General features: G+C 40.5%; 11 protein-coding genes, 1 tRNA gene and 1 CRISPR repeat array. Of the genes, 8 read left to right on the top strand and 4 right to left on the bottom strand.

Going from position 1 to position 19,272, the window contains the following annotated elements; all coding sequences use genetic code 11:
- Positions 1-5 precede the first annotated feature (5 nt).
- The 5 genes from AACW45_RS18165 (at position 6) to AACW45_RS18185 (ending at position 6,916) form a co-directional block, all read left to right on the top strand.
- Complete coding sequence (locus tag AACW45_RS18165) at positions 6-980, top strand: glycosyltransferase family 2 protein (protein WP_190633996.1); 975 nt, start codon at positions 6-8, stop codon at positions 978-980.
- A 47-nt stretch (positions 981-1,027) separates the two neighbouring features.
- Complete coding sequence (locus AACW45_RS18170) at positions 1,028-1,900, top strand: ABC transporter permease (RefSeq protein ID WP_190633999.1); 873 nt, start codon at positions 1,028-1,030, stop codon at positions 1,898-1,900.
- A 2-nt stretch (positions 1,901-1,902) separates the two neighbouring features.
- Positions 1,903-3,225 carry an ABC transporter ATP-binding protein gene (locus AACW45_RS18175; RefSeq protein ID WP_190634002.1) on the top strand — a complete coding sequence of 441 codons (1,323 nt, stop codon included), beginning with the start codon at positions 1,903-1,905 and terminating at the stop codon, positions 3,223-3,225.
- A gap of 796 nt (positions 3,226-4,021) precedes the next feature.
- Positions 4,022-4,498: a hypothetical protein gene (locus tag AACW45_RS18180; protein WP_190634003.1), complete on the top strand. Its 477-nt coding sequence runs from the start codon at positions 4,022-4,024 to the stop codon at positions 4,496-4,498.
- 477 nt (positions 4,499-4,975) lie between these two features.
- Positions 4,976-6,916, top strand: coding sequence for a hybrid sensor histidine kinase/response regulator (locus AACW45_RS18185; protein WP_190634005.1), 1,941 nt, complete (start codon positions 4,976-4,978; stop codon positions 6,914-6,916).
- A 182-nt stretch (positions 6,917-7,098) separates the two neighbouring features.
- Here the strand turns inward: AACW45_RS18185 and AACW45_RS18190 are convergent, their stop codons facing one another.
- The 4 genes from AACW45_RS18190 to AACW45_RS18205 all read right to left on the bottom strand — a co-directional run bounded on the left by AACW45_RS18190 (position 7,099) and on the right by AACW45_RS18205 (position 12,473).
- Positions 7,099-8,106, bottom strand: coding sequence for a YihY/virulence factor BrkB family protein (locus tag AACW45_RS18190; RefSeq protein WP_190634030.1), 1,008 nt, complete (start codon positions 8,104-8,106; stop codon positions 7,099-7,101).
- A 171-nt stretch (positions 8,107-8,277) separates the two neighbouring features.
- Complete coding sequence (locus AACW45_RS18195) at positions 8,278-9,678, bottom strand: sugar porter family MFS transporter (protein ID WP_199331176.1); 1,401 nt, start codon at positions 9,676-9,678, stop codon at positions 8,278-8,280.
- Positions 9,679-10,224: 546 nt separating this feature from the next.
- Entirely contained in the window at positions 10,225-11,370 is a 1,146-nt protein-coding gene (locus AACW45_RS18200) for an ABC transporter permease (RefSeq protein ID WP_190634033.1), read from the bottom strand.
- Positions 11,371-11,603: 233 nt separating this feature from the next.
- Positions 11,604-12,473: an Npun_R2479 family HD domain-containing metalloprotein gene (locus tag AACW45_RS18205; protein ID WP_190634007.1), complete on the bottom strand. Its 870-nt coding sequence runs from the start codon at positions 12,471-12,473 to the stop codon at positions 11,604-11,606.
- Positions 12,474-13,558: 1,085 nt separating this feature from the next.
- Between AACW45_RS18205 and AACW45_RS18210 the strand changes: the two genes are divergently transcribed.
- The 3 genes from AACW45_RS18210 (at position 13,559) to AACW45_RS18220 (ending at position 18,434) form a co-directional block, all read left to right on the top strand.
- Entirely contained in the window at positions 13,559-15,037 is a 1,479-nt protein-coding gene (locus AACW45_RS18210) for an efflux RND transporter periplasmic adaptor subunit (protein ID WP_190634009.1), read from the top strand.
- 75 nt (positions 15,038-15,112) lie between these two features.
- Positions 15,113-18,298 carry an efflux RND transporter permease subunit gene (locus tag AACW45_RS18215; RefSeq protein ID WP_190634011.1) on the top strand — a complete coding sequence of 1,062 codons (3,186 nt, stop codon included), beginning with the start codon at positions 15,113-15,115 and terminating at the stop codon, positions 18,296-18,298.
- A gap of 64 nt (positions 18,299-18,362) precedes the next feature.
- Positions 18,363-18,434, top strand: a tRNA-Gly gene (locus AACW45_RS18220).
- 396 nt (positions 18,435-18,830) lie between these two features.
- Positions 18,831-19,164: a CRISPR direct-repeat array (repeat unit 37 nt; unit sequence CTTTCAACCCGCCTCAAGCTGTGAGGGGTATTGAAAC).
- The last annotated feature ends 108 nt before the right edge of the window (positions 19,165-19,272 follow it).

Raw genomic sequence — 19,272 nt, forward strand, 5'->3', positions numbered from 1 at the left:
ACAACATGAACTCATCAGCAATAGCACATTCTTCAGTCACAATTGTAGTAGTACCAAGAGAGCGTTTTAGCTACACCCGCCAATCCTTAGAAAGTATCTACGAGCATACAGATTATCCATTTAACTTAATTTATGTAGATGGTAATTCACCGTCGCAGATTCGCGATTATTTAGCAGCGCAAGCCAAAGAAAAGCAATTTCAACTGATTCGCCAAAATACTTACCTATCACCCAACCATGCGCGGAATATTGGGTTGAAGGAAGTGAAGACTAAGTATGTTGTGTTTATAGATAACGATGTGGTTGTCAGTGCCAATTGGCTACAACCTTTGGTAGACTGTGCAGAAACCACCCATGCAACCATAGTTAGTCCGTTATTATGTCAAGGTACACCCATCCATCAAGAAGTACATTGTGCTGGTGGCGAAACAGGGGTACGCTTAGATCGCGATCGCCGCAGAATTATTGAAAAAATTTACGATCAAGGACGAAAAGTTGCAGATGTACGTCCGCAATTAACACAGCAACCCACTGGTTTAGCCGAGTTTCACTGTATGCTAGTCCGCACAGAGATATTTGCGCAAATTGGGTTTTTAGATGAAGCGTTACTTTCTACTAAAGAACATGTAGATTTGTGTATGTCGGTGGCGGCGGTTGGTGGTACAGTTTACCTAGAGCCTGGATCTGTGGTGACTTATGTACCAGGGTCGCCATTAGACTGGACAGATTTACATTACTATATGTTGCGGTGGAGCGATCGCTGGGAATTAGCCAGCTTAAAACATCTGCGCCAAAAATGGAACTTAAGCGAAGATGAATATTTTCAAAATAGATACAAACGCTTAGGATCGCGCAGACAAATGACAATTATTCGTCCAGTAGCGCGGAAATTGTCTTTAGGAAAATTTGGTTTTCAGGTTGTCAATAAAATCCTGCGGGGGGTAGATAGAGTGCTGAATCGCTGGATTACTAGTTGGTGATTCATCAGACTTTGGTATAGTTATGCCCAGATAAGCAGAAATCAGCAATGAAGCAGCCTCAGCAATTCAAATCTCAGCTAAAAGAAGTTATCTATACACCTGAAAGTAGATTGCGAAATCCCAAACAATTAGCGCAACAAATGTGGCGAGACTTATTAGCATCTCGCGAACTTGCTTGGCGATTGTTAGTGCGGGATATTAGCGCCCAATATCGTCAATCTTTTTTAGGAATAGCATGGGCTTTTTTACCACCAATTATTATGGCAGCAGGATTTACATTAGCCCATGATGCCAAAGTAATTAATATTCAAAATACAGATTTACCTTACCCAGCTTATGTCTTGTTCAGCACTGCATTATGGCAAACATTTGTTGAAGCTGTAAATGGCCCGGTACAAGCTGTAATCGCCGCTAAACCAGTTTTAGCTAGAGTTAACTTTCCGAGAGAAGCGTTAATTTTAGCTAAATTAGGTGAGGTATTTTTTAACTTTGCTATCAAATTAATTTTAATTGTAGCATTTTTTCTTTGGTGGAAAATTCCTGTAAGTTGGACAGTCATTCTCGCACCAGTAGCGCTGATTCATTTAATTTTACTGGGGACATTTTTCGGGATTTTATTAGCTCCCTTGGGGATTTTATATCAGGATATATCGCGAGGGTTAACTTTAATTACAAGCTTTTGGTTATTTCTCACCCCCGTAGTTTATCCCGTACCCAAACAGGGAATATTTAGTATATTAGTCCAGCTTAATCCTGTCACCCCTTTATTAGTAACAACGCGAGAATTAGCAACTACTGGTATTATCTCCAATCCTGCTGGTTTTTGGGTTGTGAGTGCAATTACTATACTCGGTTTAATTATCACCTGGATAACATTTCGTTTAGCTATGCCTTTTGTAGTTGAGAGAGTTAGTTCTTAATCATGATTAATCACCCAAATGATTCTGAATTACTGATTAGCGTCGATAAAGTTTCTAAAAAATTTTGTCGCAATTTAAAACGCTCTTTACTATATGGTATCCAAGATATTTGTACAGAGTTAACCGGAGGAAATCGTCACGGTGATATTTTACGTCCTCAAGAATTTTGGGCGTTAAAAGATGTCAGCTTTCAACTGCGCCGGGGAGAAGCTTTAGGCTTAGTGGGAGCCAATGGAGCCGGAAAAAGTACCTTACTGCGAATTATTAGCGGATTGATTAATCCTGATACGGGAACGGTGAAAGTTAGGGGGAAATTAGCACCATTAATTGCTTTAGGTGCTGGTTTTAATCCGGTTTTGACAGGAAGAGAAAATATTTATGCAAATATGTCCATTTTGGGATTATCGACACCAGAAATAGAAAAAAGATTTGATGCTGTAGTCGATTTTGCTGGAATTGCAGATGCAATTGACGCACCAGTACAAACCTATAGTTCGGGGATGGCAGCGAGATTGGGTTTTGCTTGCGCAGTTCACATAGAACCTGATGTTTTATTAATTGATGAAGTGCTGGCGGTTGGGGATATAAATTTTCGCGTCAAATGCTATCAGCGATTAGCCAAACTGCGAGAAGCGGGGACAGCTTTTGTGTTAGTTTCTCATAATCCCCATGTAGTTTTAAACGTTTGTGAAAATTCGGTTTATCTAGCGAAAGGAAAATTAATTAAATCTGGCGAAACCGAAGCTGTAATTCGTCAATATGAAGAAGATTTAAGTTTAGCAGGGACAGATACAGCTTTAGGAATGATGTTTTTACCAGAAAAGCCAGAAAGTCAAAGCTTAGGTATAGATATTGTTTCTCTCTGTTTTCAAGATGCGCATGGTAATCTCTTGACATCTCCTTTATGTGGAGAATTAGCTTATTTATCTGTAGAATGCAAAGCTTATAAACAAGTTGATAATGCTAACTTAGGCGTATCGATTACAGCTTTATCGGGACAAAATGAGCGGATTTTATATATAACTTCTGCAAGCGATAATCAACCCTTAAAGATTCTGCCGGGAAGGGTGGAAATTCAAATGCAGATGCCTTATTTTTGCTTATTACCGGGTTTATATAGTGCGAAGATATATATCAAAGAAGGTGTACGTTCTTTTGATATCGTTGAATCTTTTCGTTTTATGGTCAAAGCAGGTAAAATTACTAGTCGTTCGTTATTTTATCAGCCCCGACAGTGGCAAGTTATTAATCTTAACAATTCAAAATTCAAAATTCAAAATTCAAAATTAAAGACATTTTCAGATGGGGATTTAAACCCCGACTGAAAATAATACTACGTATAGACGCAGGGGTCTTAAACCCTTTTATTGACGATAAAATAGAAGGCAGAAGTTAGAAGGAAATATTTTTCAAGGATAGTTTATTTATCAGGGCTGTTACTGTTGACTGTTAATGGTTGACACTTCGACAAACTCATACCAATTCGCTATGATGATGCATTTAATATTTATTTAATGAACCGCCAAGACGCCAAGTACGCCAAGAGAAAAGAAGCAAGTATTAAGTGCAAGTTTACAGAGAATTGGTATCAGTGCGGCGCTGTCAACAGCTCTCGCTATGGATTGTGCAACTTAAAAGCAGAATAGCTGATACTTGCTATTCGTTTTTCCTAATTTTGGCAGTGTTTCGGATCACTGCAAAATAAAGTTATTTTTTATACTGTCAATTAAGTAATCCAGCAAGAACGATTAACTTTGCAGCTTGTGGAAACTTGGTAACCGCAAAACCACGTTGAGAAAGCATAGGAGGATTTAAGCCTCTATTGTGAAAACAGCTGCTCAGGTAATGGGCGTCTAAATTGCATAACTACTTATGGGCTGTTAACTGTCAACACTTCGGCAAGCTCAGTGCATCGCTGTCAACTGTCAACAGCCCTGACGATGGATTGTGCAACTTAAAAGCAGAATAGCCTATCTTGCTACTTTACCAGTCGGGAAAGATTGACTAGAGGAAACTGAAATCGAGATGTGCAAGATGTTCGCATTTTTTCCATCTTAGTGTTCATTTCCTGAATTCAGACAACATATCTGCATTTGATTATTCATCACCAGGTAACGATAGATGAAATTGCAAACCTTATTTTTGACTACTGCAATCAGCTTAACTGTATTCAATCCGGCGGCTATTGGTAGCACCGAAACTGCTCAAAAAATTAAATCTGTTGCTCAAGTTAAAACAGAACTTTATGATACGCTGAAAATTTTGGATGATACTAATGTCTGTATTGGTGCTTGTCAAGTCACCAGACAATTAGGTGTTTGTAGTTTAGTCGAAAACCTAGATACGCAAGTTAAAGGTAAAATTTTTGGCAGAAAAATTCGCAATCGCTCTTCTGCATTACCAATCGATAAAGCTGATGTGGAATTAATGCGCCTGATTTATAGTCAGTGTAAATCTCTCAAACCAGAGAATTTCCCCCCTTATCTCCAGCTTAATGCTAATCGCAAATATAAGATATTTAACCCAACTTGTAAATCGCTGGAAATAATTAATCAAGGATTGGGTTTAATTGACGATACGGTAGTTAATTGCAATTGACAGTAAATAGTTGGTTTTAGATATCAAAAATCACATCAGATAGATTAATTAAGATGTTTTTACCGAGTCGGGGTTGAATAGATTACAGACTGTAGTTAATCTGCAATGCAACAGGCGCTCGTGCGATCGCATTACAATGTAACACAATTGCATCGGTCAAAATGCGATCGCATGACTAACAATGACGATACTGTTTTGTAGCTGAGAGTCAAAGCGCAATATAATTTTTGTCACACTTTGATAATCAGGCCGTAATATGGTAATTAGCGGCTGATATTACGGTCGCTATTTTTACTCTTATAAGTTTGTTAAACTACTGTAGCTTTTGTCAGCAACTTGCGTAATAAATTAGCCAATCGATATTTTAACCAAAACCAACTGGCTCTCTAGTAACATTGCTACTATTTTCCAGGAAGTGTGTTTTTGTTGCATCTTTGGCTATTGATAAAATTGTTGGCTTCTCAATGAGGTTAGTTTGTGAAAAATCAAGTTGGAGAGGTGGCTAACAGGCTATCTGGAGGCTTTGTTACTTACAACCAAGAGTGGCGAGTCACTTCGATTAACCCTCAGGCTGCCCAAATATTTAATAAAAACTGTGAAGATTTACTAGAACAAAATTTTTGGTTTAATTGTCCCGAAACTGTTGGCTCTAGGTTCTATCATGAATGTCATCGGGCGATCGCACAACAATCTTTAGTTAGATTTGAGCAATTTTTTCCGATGTTGGATGCTTGGTTTGAGGTGAGTATTTACCCTAGTCAAACAGGCTCCACAATATATTTCCAAGATATCACGGAGCGTCAGCAACTAGAAATCTATCTACAGGTAGATCGTTCAGTATCATCCGCAAATGCTTCGCTACCGCCTACCCTGACTCTGCCTTGGCAAGCACAACATTGGCAGACGGTGTTAGATAATTCTCCTGACGTGATTTTTCAATTCGATGGGAATTTGCGGTTGTTGTATGTGAATCTGGCGATAGAAAAAGCCACTGGCAAACCCCCTAACACGTTTCTTGGAAAAACCCTGGCGGAAATGGAGCTACCTGCTGATATTTATGCTGCATGGGAACGTTCGCTGCGTTTAGCTTTGACGACTGCGCAAGAACAGTTAATAGAATTAGCATTACCCACACCTACAGAAGAGCGGATTTATCAATCGCGATTTGTGCCAGAGTTAAACTCTCAAGGTTTGGCAGAATATGTGTTAGTTTTTAGTCGCGATGTCACAGAAACTAAACGAGTTGAACAGGAACGAGCGAGATTAATTCGCGAACAAGCAGCCAGAGCAGAAGCAGAAAGAGCGAACCGAATTAAAGATGAATTTTTAGCAGTATTGTCTCATGAATTGCGATCGCCTCTCAATCCGATTTTAGGATGGGCGAGACTGTTACAAACTCGTCAGTATGACAGCACAACCTTAAATCGCGCCTTAGAGATAATTGAACGCAACGCCAAAATCCAGGCGCAATTAATCGAAGATTTGCTTGATGTATCGCGAATTTTACGCGGTAAGCTGAACTTGAAAAAATGTCCGGTAAATTTAGCGGCAACTGTGGAAGCGGCGATGGAAACTGTACGTTTAGCAGCTCAAGCTAAGGATGTAGCTATTAATGTGAGCTTTCCGCCAGATGTCGCGAAGGTATTAGGCGATCCTGATAGATTACAGCAGGTAATTTGGAATATCTTGTCTAATGCGGTGAAATTCACGCCATCAGGGGGACGAATTGAAGTTGAACTCAAGCAGGTAGATACGCAAATTCAAATTACCGTCAAAGATAACGGTGAGGGGATTACACCGGAATTTTTACCTTATGTATTTGATTACTTCCGTCAAGCCGATAGTTCAATTACACGCGCCTCTAATGGCTTAGGGTTAGGATTAGCTATTGTGCATCATTTAGTCGAACTGCATGGTGGTACAGTGACAGCCGAGAGTCAAGGTAAAAAACAGGGTGCGACTTTTACGGTTAAATTACCAATTATGACTGCTACGGCGCAACACAAGCAAACAGAACGGGAATTAGCACGGACGATTAATTTGCAGGGGTTGCGAATTTTAGTTGTAGATGATGATGCAGATTCTCGCGAATTTGTCGCGTTTTTGTTAGAACAACAAGGTGCGATCGCAAATACAGCTGCTTCAGCGACGCAAGCTTTGCAAATATTTGCCCAAATCAAGCCAGATTTAGTGATTAGCGATATTGGGATGCCACAGGTTGATGGCTATAGTTTATTACGCCAGATGCAAGCATTAAATAAAAATCGGCAAATTTTAGCGATCGCTCTCACAGCTCACGCTAGCGACAGCGATCGCCAACAAGCCTACATTGCTGGATTTCAACAACATATTTCCAAACCCATCGAAGCCGAAAAGCTGTTAGTCAACATTGCTAACTTGATTGAGCAAATTAAATAGGTTGGTGTAATTAAATGTCAATAGTCAATAGTCAATAGTCAATAGTCAATAGTCATTTGTCCTTTGTCCTTTGTCATCTCTGATTGACTTAATAAATACTCCGCGAAACTTTGCGCCAACCTCCGCGTTCCTTTGCGTTTAAAAAGCCAGCCAAATAATGCACCCTATTTTCTCATAAACTCCTAACTCCTATTACGCTTTTTCATAGACTTAGATTTTGTCAGCGATCGCATAATTCTACTAATAATATTAGACGAAGATTTTCTATTATTATTAGGTCTTCTAGGTGGATGATTATCCTCTGGAATATCTGGACTATTTAAAGGTACAGCATGTTTCGCCGGTCTAATTCCACTGCCATATCTTCTTGCATAAACCTGAGTAAATTCCGCGCCAAAAAAGAGAATTTGTGCAGCGTAATAAATCCAAGCCAAAATAACTACTACCGAACCAGCAGCACCATAGGTTGAACCAAAACTACCATTACCTAAATATTGTCCTAATAAAAATCTCCCGATAGAAAACAAAATTGAGGTAATAGAAGCACCAATTATCACATCACCCCAAGTAATTTTTACATCTGGTAGAACTTTAAAAATCAGACCGAACAATATTGTGGTAATCACAAAACTCAGCAAGAAATTCACAAATTGCCAAATAAAATCAACACCAGGTACCAAGTTACTAAAGAAAGTCACCAGTGCGGATAATCCAGCACTAAGCACAAGAGAAACCAGCAGTAAAAAACCAATTCCCAAAACCATCGCAAAAGATAAAGCCCGTTGGCGCACCATCGTATTTACACCTGCGCCTGGTTTTGGCTTAACTTCCCAAATCGTATTTAAAGCATCTTGTAATTCGTTAAATAAACCAGTCGCACCTAATAATAAAACGAGGATACTAATAACTGAAGCAATAGTTCCCGTTTCTGGTTGGTTAGCATTTTGGATTGCAGTTTCAATAAATTCTGCGCCTGTTCTCCCCACTAAACCTTGAATTTGACGAACAATTTCACCCCTAGCAGCTTCTTCACCAAAAACTGCACCAACAATTGCAATTACAATTATGAGCAATGGGGCGATGGAAAAAATTGTGTAATAAGCTAATGCTGCTGCTAACCTTGAAGCTTTATCGTCACTCCATTCTTTAAAAGTTTCTTGGAATAATTTCCAAATCGCTTGCCATCTCATACCATTAGTCTCCATATCCCCAATGTTGCCTGCATGAGATTATTGGATAATGATTCCCCTATTAGCGTCATCTTCCCAAAGATATTTAAGCAGTAACCGTAAGGAATAAAGCATAAAAAATTCGTAATTCCAATAATTACGAATTACGAATTACGAACTACGAATTAAAATTTACATTTCTTCTAATTCCATACCTTTGGTTTCTTTGATAAAGAACAAAACGAAAAACAGCGAGATAGCCGCAGCAGTTGTATACAACCCATAAGCAGCACCTAAGCCTAAATATTGCAAGATTGGTGGAAATGTCGTAGAAACAGCAAAGTTAGCTATCCATTGTATCGCCGCAGCCACAGAAAGCGCAGCCGCACGAATTTGGTTATTAAACATTTCTCCTAATAATACCCAAACCACAGGCCCCCAGGAGAAACCAAAACAGAATACATATAGGTTGGCGGCGACTAAAGCAATGATACCTGCATTACCTGTTAACGTGGGGTTACCAGCAGCATCTGTTACAGCGTTACCAAACATGTAAGCCATTGTTCCCAAGGTAACAGTCATGCCGATTGAGCCTAAGATAAGTAAAGGCTTACGACCAAATTTATCGACAAATGCGATCGCAATTAGGGTAGTAATAATATTAACGGCTCCAGTAATCACTGTAATCGTTAGCGAATTTTGCTCAGAAAATCCGACTGCACGCCACAAAACACTACTGTAGTAAAAGATGACGTTAATCCCCACCAATTGCTGAAATACAGATAAGCCGATGCCAATCCACACAATCCGCAACAATCCACCATTTCTACTTAACAAATCGGAAAATTTTGGTTCCCGTTCTTGGAGTACTGTTTGACGAATTTCTTCAATTTTGGCAAAGACATTACCGCCTAAAATCTTAGTTAAAACATTAGCAGCTTCCGGTTCCCTTCCTTGTGCAACTAAGTAGCGTGGCGATTCGGGAATCATTAACGCAGCCATTCCATAAAGCACAGCTGGCGGAAATTCTGTCCAAAACATCCAGCGCCAAGCTGCTATTCCAAACAAAAACGGCGAACTCGCTGAACCTGCTGATACTGCAATAAAATAGTCGCATAACAAAGCAATAAAAATACCGACGACTATCGCTAGTTGTTGCAGAGATCCCAATCTTCCCCGCAAATTTGAAGGAGAACATTCTGCAATGTAAGCCGGCGCAATCACGCTAGCAGCACCTACAGCTAATCCTCCCAATATCCGCCAAAAGATAAAATCCCAAATAGTGAAGGCGATTCCCGAACCAATAGCACTGATGCTAAATAATACCGAAGCAATAATCATTGCCTTAACTCGTCCATAGCGATCGGCAATTTTACCTGCATAAAAAGCACCAATTGCAGAGCCTAATAATGCTAGAGAAACGGCTAAACCAGTGAGTACGCTATTAGCATTATAAGCTTGAGCTAGAGCCGCAACTGCGCCATTAATCACCGCCGTATCAAAACCAAATAAAAAACCTCCCAGTGCAGCCGCACCAGCAATTAATATGACATAGAAGGTGTTAGATTTACGCCGAGTAGTAGTAGTGGTCATAGTGATATTTCAAACATACAAATATTGATTTTGCTATTACATAGACACGAAAAATTTCACTAGTTTTGCACTAGTTAATGTTTGACAACTGCACTTTTTTTGTGTGGTTGATTATGAATGTGAAAAGTTTACGCCAAAGCTAGTCATTACTTTGGACATTGCCCGCTAAAAACTTGAGATGTTAAGCTACTATAGATTTTCAATAATTAAATTGGATTCCTATAATAGAAAATAGGCAGCAACCCTATAGCTTGCTGAAATCTTTTTCAACGGATATTTTGCGTTATCAATCTAGATTAGCGTTTTATTAATACTAATAAAATATAAAAAGAGTCAGATTTTATATCTCTCTAAAGTTAGATGTTTATATATCTAATTTATTGTTTATATCTGAATTAAAAAATAAATAATCTTCTTCTCTCCATTATTACAAAATATTTCAAAAAATGTTACGAATAATAAAGTTTGTAGTGAGGACTTTAGTCATAATTTCCGGACTAAAGTCCTCAATACGAAATCAATACCAATGTTAATTCAGGCTAAGATTTAACGCCGTAAACTGCGGGGATCGAGTGCATCTCTTAACCCATCTCCGAGTAAGTTGAACGCAAGTACTGTGAGAATAATTAACACGGCTGGCGGCCAGATTAACCAAGGTTGCAATACTAAAATTGAAGCATTACTGGCAAGAGAAAGCATATTACCCCAAGATGGATCTGGTTGCTGAATTCCTAAACCAATGAGACTGAGTACAGCTTCGGCGCTGATAAAACTGGGAACGGCTAAGGTAGCGGAAATAATTACATAGGTAGCGGTTTGGGGCAAAACGTGACGGAGGATGATATATATTGGTTTACCCCCCATTGCTCGTGCTGCTTGGACAAATTCTCGTTCTTTAATTGAGAGTACCTGTCCGCGAATGACCCTGGCTAAACCCGCCCAACTAATGACGGAAGTAATGACTACAATTAATAAAAAGCGCTGAGTGCTGCTTAATCCTGGCGGTAAGACTGCGCCTAATGTCACCAATAAATATATGCTGGGGAAAGTCATTAGCACTTCTGCTAGGCGCATAATTAAGGTATCAATTATACCGCCGAAATAACCAGAAATACCGCCGATGATTAAACCTAAAGGATAGGTGATAATTACACCAAAGATGCCAATAAATAAGCTGATGCGACCACCATGTAATAATCGGCTAAATTGGTCACGTCCTTGGTCGTCAGTACCTAAAATATTAAATCTACCTTCGCCAGTTGTACCAAATAAATGCAAATTAAAGGGAATACCGGGGATAATGGTAACTTCATCCCAGGTGGGGGGTAGGGGTAAACTGAGTTGAAACAGGCGGTATTCGGAACCAAAGACAAATAAACGTAGGGGTGAAGGTTTTTTAAAGTCTACTATCAGTTGGCGATCGCCTGTTTCTAAATTAGTGTTTCCTTGGGTTGTCGGATATACATGAGGGCCGATAAACTGTCCTGAAGGTGTAGTCCAGTAAATCTTTGTTGGTGGCAATAAGGAACTATTACTTAGCGCATCACACCGACCGCTAGATAAATCAGCAGTGTCACATGGTCGATAAGGGGCGACAAAATCAGCAGCAATTACCGCTATATAAAACACTAATAGCAAAATTGCCCCAAATCGTGCCAAAGGATTCTTCTTTAGTCTTTGCCACCAATCCATAATTTTAATCAAAAGTCAAGGGTCAATAGTTTATAGTCATGGGTTAAGAGTCAAAAGTCAACAGTCAATAGTCAATAGTCCAGAGTCAACAGTCAATAGTCCAGAGTCAATAGTCCGGAATTCTTTGACCATTAACCATTAACCATTAACCATTAACCATTGACCATTAACCATTGACCATTAACCATTAAGCATTAACCATTGACCATTGACCATTGACCATTGACCATTGACTAATGACTATTGACTAATAATCTTAATTCTTCTTGCTGTCTTTCATGTTCTACAACAAACACATTAGAATAAAGATTTGCTAATATTTGTTTACCTTGTTGTGTTAATGCTAAGTAACGTAATGCATCTTTCACATAGGGATAAACACCATTCCAGTAAAACTTGGCGTAATTCTTCCGCAAATCGCCAGGATTTTGATAGTTTAAGACTTTATTCATCCCGGTTTCTTCAAATTCATAAAATAAAGAAGTAATTTTCTTTAAATAACGCGGATCGCTTAATTGTCCAATTAAATCGGCTGCTCTGACTAAGCCTGCATAGTTAATGGTATCTTGATGATCTTCGGCTTTGGGAACGGGGAACCTAGTTAATTCAATATTCGACTTAATTACCTCAGCATCAATTAATTTGTGTCCGCCAAACCGTTCATCAATAAATAGTTTACCCCGATCGACATGATAAGGTATGAGACTAGCATCAGAAGCACCAGCCGGCAAAGAAATCATTTCGTGATTTTTACCTGTAGCATATAAACCTTCGGCTTCTTGATCTTGCCGACAAACTCCTTTGACATAGCCAATATCATGACATACTAAGGAGATAATAAAATGTAACCAATCGTCACTAGAAACCCCACCTTCGCGGATATGTCTACCGCGTAAAATTTCCTGTCCTACCAGGGTGACTAAAATAGTGTGTTCGACGTTATGATAAAGGGCGTCACTATTGGCAATATTTTCTAAAGCCATATTGCCAGCCCAGGCGATGATATCTTGATAATCATTTTTGTAAGCGCCATAGGTACGACGATAGCCTTCACGAATTTGATTAACAAAAGCATCAATTAAAATTTCTGTAGCATTGAACATCTGTGGTTACTCTCTTTGTTAAGAATTATTTTGATTATTGGCAAAAATTCTAGTACCGCTATGGGGAAGTCAACAGTCAATAGTCAATAGTCAATAGTCAACCGTCAACCGTCAACCGTCAACCGTCACTTGTTGTACTAGATTAGTTTCGCCTTTGGGGAATTGACTATGAATACAGGTTTTCTCCTTTGTTATCCTATGAGATTTTTTTCTATTGGTTTATTTTTCCCATAGGATAGCCTATCCTTTCATAATTCAGACAAAATCAACAATCTTTGTCAGTCTGGATCTTAAAGGGGAAGGGGGAAGATAAGCGATCGCTATATCAAAAAATACAGGCGTTGCTGAGTAAAAGTATGAATTTGTCTCACGCAGAGACGCAGAGGCGCAGAGAGTAAGAGTTTGAGAGATCGAATTTTTGACTTTTGTACCTCGATTCAGCAACGCCAAAATACATTAAGTTGATTTTACTAGCCAAAATGCCTTAACTAGTTCTTAAAATGCTTTAACTAGTTCTCGAAACGCCTTAACGAGTTCTCATTTTGGTGTTTTCCGCAAGCGAAATGTCTTAACAAGTTCTCAAAATGCCTTAACGCTTACTCGTTTTAATGAATCATCAACTCATTTTAGTGTTTTCCGCAAACGAAATGTCTTAACAAGTTCTCAAAATGCCTTAACGCTTACTCATTTCGGTAAATCACGCAGTCATTTTAGTGTTTTGGGCAAGTAATCAGCAAATCACCCTTGAAATTTAGTCAACAGTCAACAGTCAACAGTCAACAGTCAACAGTCAACCGCGCCGCACTGAGCTTGTCGAAGTGTCAACCGTCAACAGTTAATTGCATATTAAATACTAAAGATGTTCAATTAATTCGGTGCAAATACTCATTGACAATATTTTGCATATCTAAATATATTGCAAATATTCTTCAATGGTAATAAAAATACTACCGATGTCATGCTTATAGGCTGAGAGATATGACAGTTAAAGCCTCAACAAATTCAGCTTATTTAATATTTCTTCACAAATATTCAACTTTATTTAAAAAAACTATTAGAGTATTTATATTACAGGAGATAAAAGTATGAATGTGAGTGACGAAAGTTCATCAGAATTGGGAATGGAAGACGCTTTAAAGGCTGATGATGCTGATGTTGGGCAAAAACTCAATTCTCAGTCAAATCGCCTGTGGTTAAAGCCTTTATTGCTAGGTACTGGTTTAGGGTTTGCGATCGCCATTGGTGGTGTGGGTGCATTCAAACATAACACCAATTCTCCACAAAAGGCTGTTGCCAATAACCCAGTATCATCTGCTAAACCTGCGATGACGGTAACCATTGCAGCTGTAGAACCGGCGAGTATAGCCCAGAAACTCAATACTACTGGTACTGTCGCCGCATCCGATTTAATTCCTGTGTTACCTCAAAGTAATGGACTGCAAATTCGCCAAATTCCCGAAAATATTAAGGAAGGGGCTTTTGTCAAAAAGGGTCAAGTCTTGGCAGTGTTAGATGATTCTATCCTGCAAACTCAAATTATCCAAGCTAAAGCCGATGTCCAATCTAAGCAAGCAGATGTGGAATCTAAGCAAGCAGATGTGGCATCTAAGTTAGCAACTGTCTCAGCAAATCAGGCGATTGTCAAACAAAGACAAGCAGACTTAGCCCAAGCAAAAGCGCGATTGGAAGAAGCCCAGAAGAATTTTCAGCGTTATCAACAACTTGCGGCTTCTGGGGCAATTAGTCAACAAGAACTGGATACTCGTTCCTTCACTGTGAAAACTGCAACTGAAGCAGTGCGGGTTGCAGAGGAAAATGTGCGTAGCGCCCAAGCTAATGTGGGTAGTAGTCAAGCAAATATCAGTATTGCCGAAGCAAATGTGAATAAGGCGCAGGCTGATGTGCGTAGTAGTGCGGCGAGAGTAGGACAATTACAGACGCAATTGGGGCAAACTTTAGTATTAGCGCCTGTTTCGGGAATTATTGCCGAAAAACTCGCCAGAGTTGGCGATGTCACCGGTATCCCACCCCAAACCCAAGTAGGTAATATTATTGGCGGTACACAAAAGCTATTTTCGATTATTCGCGATCGCAAATTAGAACTGCAAGCCAAAGTCCCAGAAATTCAACTTTCCTTGGTGAAAGTAGGCGCAACGGTAGAAGTCTCCTCTGATATGAATCGGCTTGTGAAGTTGGAAGGAAGAGTTAGAGAGATAGAACCGATGGTAAACGACCAAAGAAGGGAAGCTATCGTCAAAATCGACTTACCAGCAACAAATTCACTCAAACCAGGGATGTTTGCTAGGGCGGCGATTACCACCAATAACGCTATGGGCATGACAGTACCACAAAAAGCCGTCCAACCTCAACCTGACGGTAGCGTCGTGGTATTCATGCTATCGGGTGAAGACATTGTTCGCGCTCAGAAAGTAGAACTAGGAGAACCCATAAACGGTAACAGAGTGGAAATCAAAAGCGGGTTAAAAATAGGCGATCGCGTGGTTGTTAGAGGAGCAGGTTATCTCAAAGATGGTGACAAAGTCTTGATATCCCCCGAAGGATAAAGTCTAAAATTCCCTAATTTTGAATACTTCGACAAGCTCAGTACAAGTTTTGAATTTTGAATTTTGAATTAATTTATGTCCTTCAATATCTCTGCTTGGTCGATTAAAAAGCCTGTTCCGACGATAGTTTTATTTTTAATTCTGACGATAGTTGGGTGGTTTTCTTTCACTTCTTTAGGTATAGATACTAACCCAAACGTAGATATTCCTGCAGTTACAGTTACCGTCACCCAACCAGGTGCAGGCCCCGCAGAACTTGAATCTCAGGTGACGAAGAAGATTGAAGACGCCGTGGCTGGGCTGGGTAATATCGATAACATGATATCGAAGGTTACTGATGGTAACTCGACAACCACCATCAGTTTTTTGTTGGGGACAAATAGCGATCGCGCTACCAATGACGTGCGAAATGCGATCGCCCAAATTCGCCAAACTTTACCCCAAGACATCAACGATCCAGTAGTCCAACGTCTAGACTTTGCCGGTGGGGCGATCATGACTTATGTAGTCAAATCCGATCGCCGTTCTGTAGAAGAATTAAGCAACCTCACAGACCAAACCATCAGCCGCGCCTTGCTAGCAGTTAAAGGTGTCGCCCAAATTAAACGTGTCGGTGGGGTTGACCGAGAAATCAGAATTAACCTCGACCCCAATCGCTTACAATCTTTAGGTATCACCGCCACCCAAGTAAACGATCAAGTGCGCGCTTTGAACATTAACCTACCCGGTGGACGAGCCGAATTAGGTGGTAGCGAACAAAGTATCAGGACATTAGGTAGCGCCGCTAGCGTGGATGTGTTGAAAAGCTACGAAATCATCCTTCCCGGAGGCGGTTCCGTACCTCTTTCCAGCTTAGGAACCGTCGAGGATCAATTTGGTGACATCCGCCAAACTGCACGCTTGAATAACAAACCGATTGTAGCGTTTCAGGTTCTCCGCAGTACTGGTAGCGTCATGGTAACAGTAGAATCGGGAGTCAAAGCTGCAGTTAAAGAATTAGAAAAAACCCTACCCCCAGATGTCAAACTAGATTTAGTCTTTACCAGGGCTGATGTAGTTCGCCAATCCTATGAAAGCACCATCGATGAATTGATTCAGGCTTCAGTACTGGCGGTAATTGTCATCATGGTATTTTTACGTGACTGGCGAGCCACATTAATTACCGCCGTTGCCCTCCCCTTATCCATAATTCCTACCTTTGCCGTCCAGCAAGCATTAGGTTACACCCTCAACAACATGACATTGCTAGCCTTAGCCCTAGCAGTCGGTAACCTAGTCGATGATGCTGTGGTGGAAATTGAAAACATGGAACGGCACATGGCGATGGGGAAATCACCTTTGCAAGCCGCTTATGATTCTTCTGCCGAAGTGGGATTAGCAGTAGTCGCTTCTGCCGCCACAATTATTGCTGTATTTATGCCCGTAGCCTTTATGGGTGGGATACCGGGGCAATTTTTCCAACCCTTTGGCGTCACCGTTGCCGTTTCCACAATTTTCTCAACCTTGGTAGCCCGGATGGTTACACCCATGATGGGGGCGTATTTACTCAAGGATAAAAGCCAAAATCAGAAACAGGCAAGATTTACCCAATTATTCAACTTTAAATTAAAACTACCCAAGAACAACAAGAAAAATACAAAACTTAGCACGATCAAGCCCCGAACTTTTCAGCCTTATAAGTCCATGTTGCAATGGGCACTAAGACATAGATTAACCACAATTGCGATCGCGATCGCCTTTTTTATGGCTAGTTTAATGCTAGTGCCCCTGATTCCTAAGGGTTTCGTCGATGACGGCGACTACGGACTTTCTAGTATTTCTATAGAAATTCCCCCTGGTTCCACCTTAGCAGACATGAATCAGGTAGTAACACAGACAACTAACATTCTTTTAAAAAATCCGTATGTTGCCCAGGTAGTAGCCACTGAAGATTTAAATACAGCTACCCTCGCGGTCAACCTCAAACCCAAAGAAGAACGCAAGATTTCCCAAAAACAATTTGAAGAAGAAATCCGCCCCTTATTCCAACAAATACCAGGAGCGAGAATCAGTTTCCAAAGCCAAGTACCAGGTGATAGCCGTAAAGGTTTATCAATAGTTCTCAGAAGCGAAAATCCCGAAGCCTTAAGTCAAGCAGCAGAAGCCTTAGAAAAGGGGATGCGCACCATACCCGGATTAGTAGAAGTCTCTTCTAGCGCCAGTTTGGTGAAACCAGAAATTTTAGTCATACCCGATCCGCAACGCGCCGCAGATTTGGGTGTCACCGTACAAGCGATCGCTCGTACCGCCTCCCTAGCTACCATTGGTGATAACGATGCCAACTTAGCCAAATATAATTTAAGCGATCGGCAAATTCCCATCCGCGTGCAAATCGATCCCAAAGCACGCGCAGACATCAACAATATCAAAAATCTCCAAGTTCCCAGCCAAAATGGTAGCTTAGTTCCCCTCCTTGCCGTTGCAGATATCCGCTTTGGTAGCGGCCCTGCAACCATCAACCGCTACGATCGCGCCCGTCAAGTTGCAGTCGAAGCCAACCTACAAGGTATCGCCCTGGGAGAAGCAGTCCAAGCAGTCAATAAACTACCCATCATGCAAAACCTCCCCCCAGGAGTCATGCAACAACCCTCAGGCGGTGCAAAAATTATGCAAGATATATTTAGAGGCTTTAGTAGCGCCTTAGGATTAGCAATTCTCTGCATCTATGCAATTCTCGTCTTGCTATATAACAACTTTCTCCATCCCTTCTCAATTATGGCAGCCTTACCCTTTTGTTTAGGCGGCGCACTAATAGCCTTAATGGTAATGCAAAAACCCTTAGGACTTTATGCCCTAATTGGCATTGTACTACTATTAGGAATTGTCACCAAAAACTCAATTCTATTAGTAGACTATACAATCATCAACATGGAAGAAGGCAAAAGCCAACGTCAAGCACTCATCGAAGCTGGCGTCTCCCGCTTACGCCCAATTATGATGACTTCCCTGGCAACAATCGCCGGTACTCTACCCCTAGCCTTAGGAATTGGCGTCGGTTCCGAAGTCCGTCAACCGATGGGAATCGCCATCATGGGTGGTTTTACAACTTCCACATTGCTGACATTGGTGGTAGTACCCGTCATATTTAGCTATATAGACAACTTCCAAAACTGGATAATAAACACCTTGCGCTACGGCTTCGGCAAAAAACCACCCCGCCCAGCATCCAGCGAACATGAAGTCATCAGCCTACCATCAGAGCGTGAAAAATCTGCTTCTTAAATTCAACTTTGCCAAATTGTGGTATAATAGTAGCTAATTATAGCTTTATAGTTAGCTGCTGTTTGCGGGTGTAATTCAGTGGTAGAATGTCACCTTCCCAAGGTGAACGTCGTGGGTTCGAGTCCCATCGCCCGCTTTTGATGCAAATTGTACATTAACTAATTATTTGTCACTGTTAACAGATTAATGTCATTTTTAACAAATTAGCGTCACTGTTAACAAATTAATGTCCTCTTCAACAACTCACTTCCTTTTATTCTATGCTGAACCTGAATTTATCAATGCAAATTTGGACTCAGTCACTGCAAGAATAAAAATTGGGAAGGTGACATTCCTTTCAACCCACCTCTTTATTTTGAACTTTACGCCTGATGTGAATTAGAAACGCCTCTGATCCCATCAGGGTTTCAAGATTCCTTCAAAATCATTGTTTAGGAACTACCTACGAAATTTCAAGGGTTTCAAGGCTTAATTCACATTTAAGGTAATTTGTAATTTTACATAAAAAATGCTACTGGACTATCGTGTGGATATTTCAACCCGCCTCAAGCTGTGAGGGGTATTGAAACTTGGTTTTGAATTGCCATATAAAACTCCTACCAGCTTCTTTCAACCCGCCTCAAGCTGTGAGGGGTATTGAAACTACTAGATGGGCTTAAAAAGCTGTCAGAAACATAAGCCTTTCAACCCGCCTCAAGCTGTGAGGGGTATTGAAACACAAAAATATGATGATGGGGTATTTTTGAATCAATGCCCTTTCAACCCGCCTCAAGCTGTGAGGGGTATTGAAACTTAGCCATGTCGTCTCTTCTCCTGGGCTTTTGATAGCCTTTCAACCCGCCTCAAGCTGTGAGGGGTATTGAAACTCTAGCTCTAGGGCGTGTCATCAATTGAGCCAAATGACAGAAGCAGCCAGATAAATTGCACCTAGAAAGTTTGTAGCACGTTTGTCGTAGCGTGTTGCGATCGCTCGG

This window comes from Calothrix sp. FACHB-168, from assembly GCF_963889195.1.
In the GTDB taxonomy this organism is placed as follows: Bacteria; Cyanobacteriota; Cyanobacteriia; order Cyanobacteriales; family Nostocaceae; genus Aulosira; species Aulosira anomala_A.

Excerpts from the sequence above, each read along its gene's own strand:
- AACW45_RS18175 (WP_190634002.1), top strand. The coding sequence starts at position 1,903 with ATGATTAATCACCCAAATGATTCTGAATTACTGATTAGCGTCGATAAA.
- AACW45_RS18170 (WP_190633999.1), top strand. The coding sequence starts at position 1,028 with ATGAAGCAGCCTCAGCAATTCAAATCTCAGCTAAAAGAAGTTATCTAT.
- AACW45_RS18180 (WP_190634003.1), top strand. The coding sequence starts at position 4,022 with ATGAAATTGCAAACCTTATTTTTGACTACTGCAATCAGCTTAACTGTA.
- AACW45_RS18205 (WP_190634007.1), bottom strand. The coding sequence starts at position 12,473 with ATGTTCAATGCTACAGAAATTTTAATTGATGCTTTTGTTAATCAAATT.
- AACW45_RS18195 (WP_199331176.1), bottom strand. The coding sequence starts at position 9,678 with ATGACCACTACTACTACTCGGCGTAAATCTAACACCTTCTATGTCATA.
- AACW45_RS18190 (WP_190634030.1), bottom strand. The coding sequence starts at position 8,106 with ATGAGATGGCAAGCGATTTGGAAATTATTCCAAGAAACTTTTAAAGAA.
- AACW45_RS18200 (WP_190634033.1), bottom strand. The coding sequence starts at position 11,370 with ATGGATTGGTGGCAAAGACTAAAGAAGAATCCTTTGGCACGATTTGGG.
- AACW45_RS18210 (WP_190634009.1), top strand. The coding sequence starts at position 13,559 with ATGAATGTGAGTGACGAAAGTTCATCAGAATTGGGAATGGAAGACGCT.
- AACW45_RS18165 (WP_190633996.1), top strand. The coding sequence starts at position 6 with ATGAACTCATCAGCAATAGCACATTCTTCAGTCACAATTGTAGTAGTA.
- AACW45_RS18215 (WP_190634011.1), top strand. The coding sequence starts at position 15,113 with ATGTCCTTCAATATCTCTGCTTGGTCGATTAAAAAGCCTGTTCCGACG.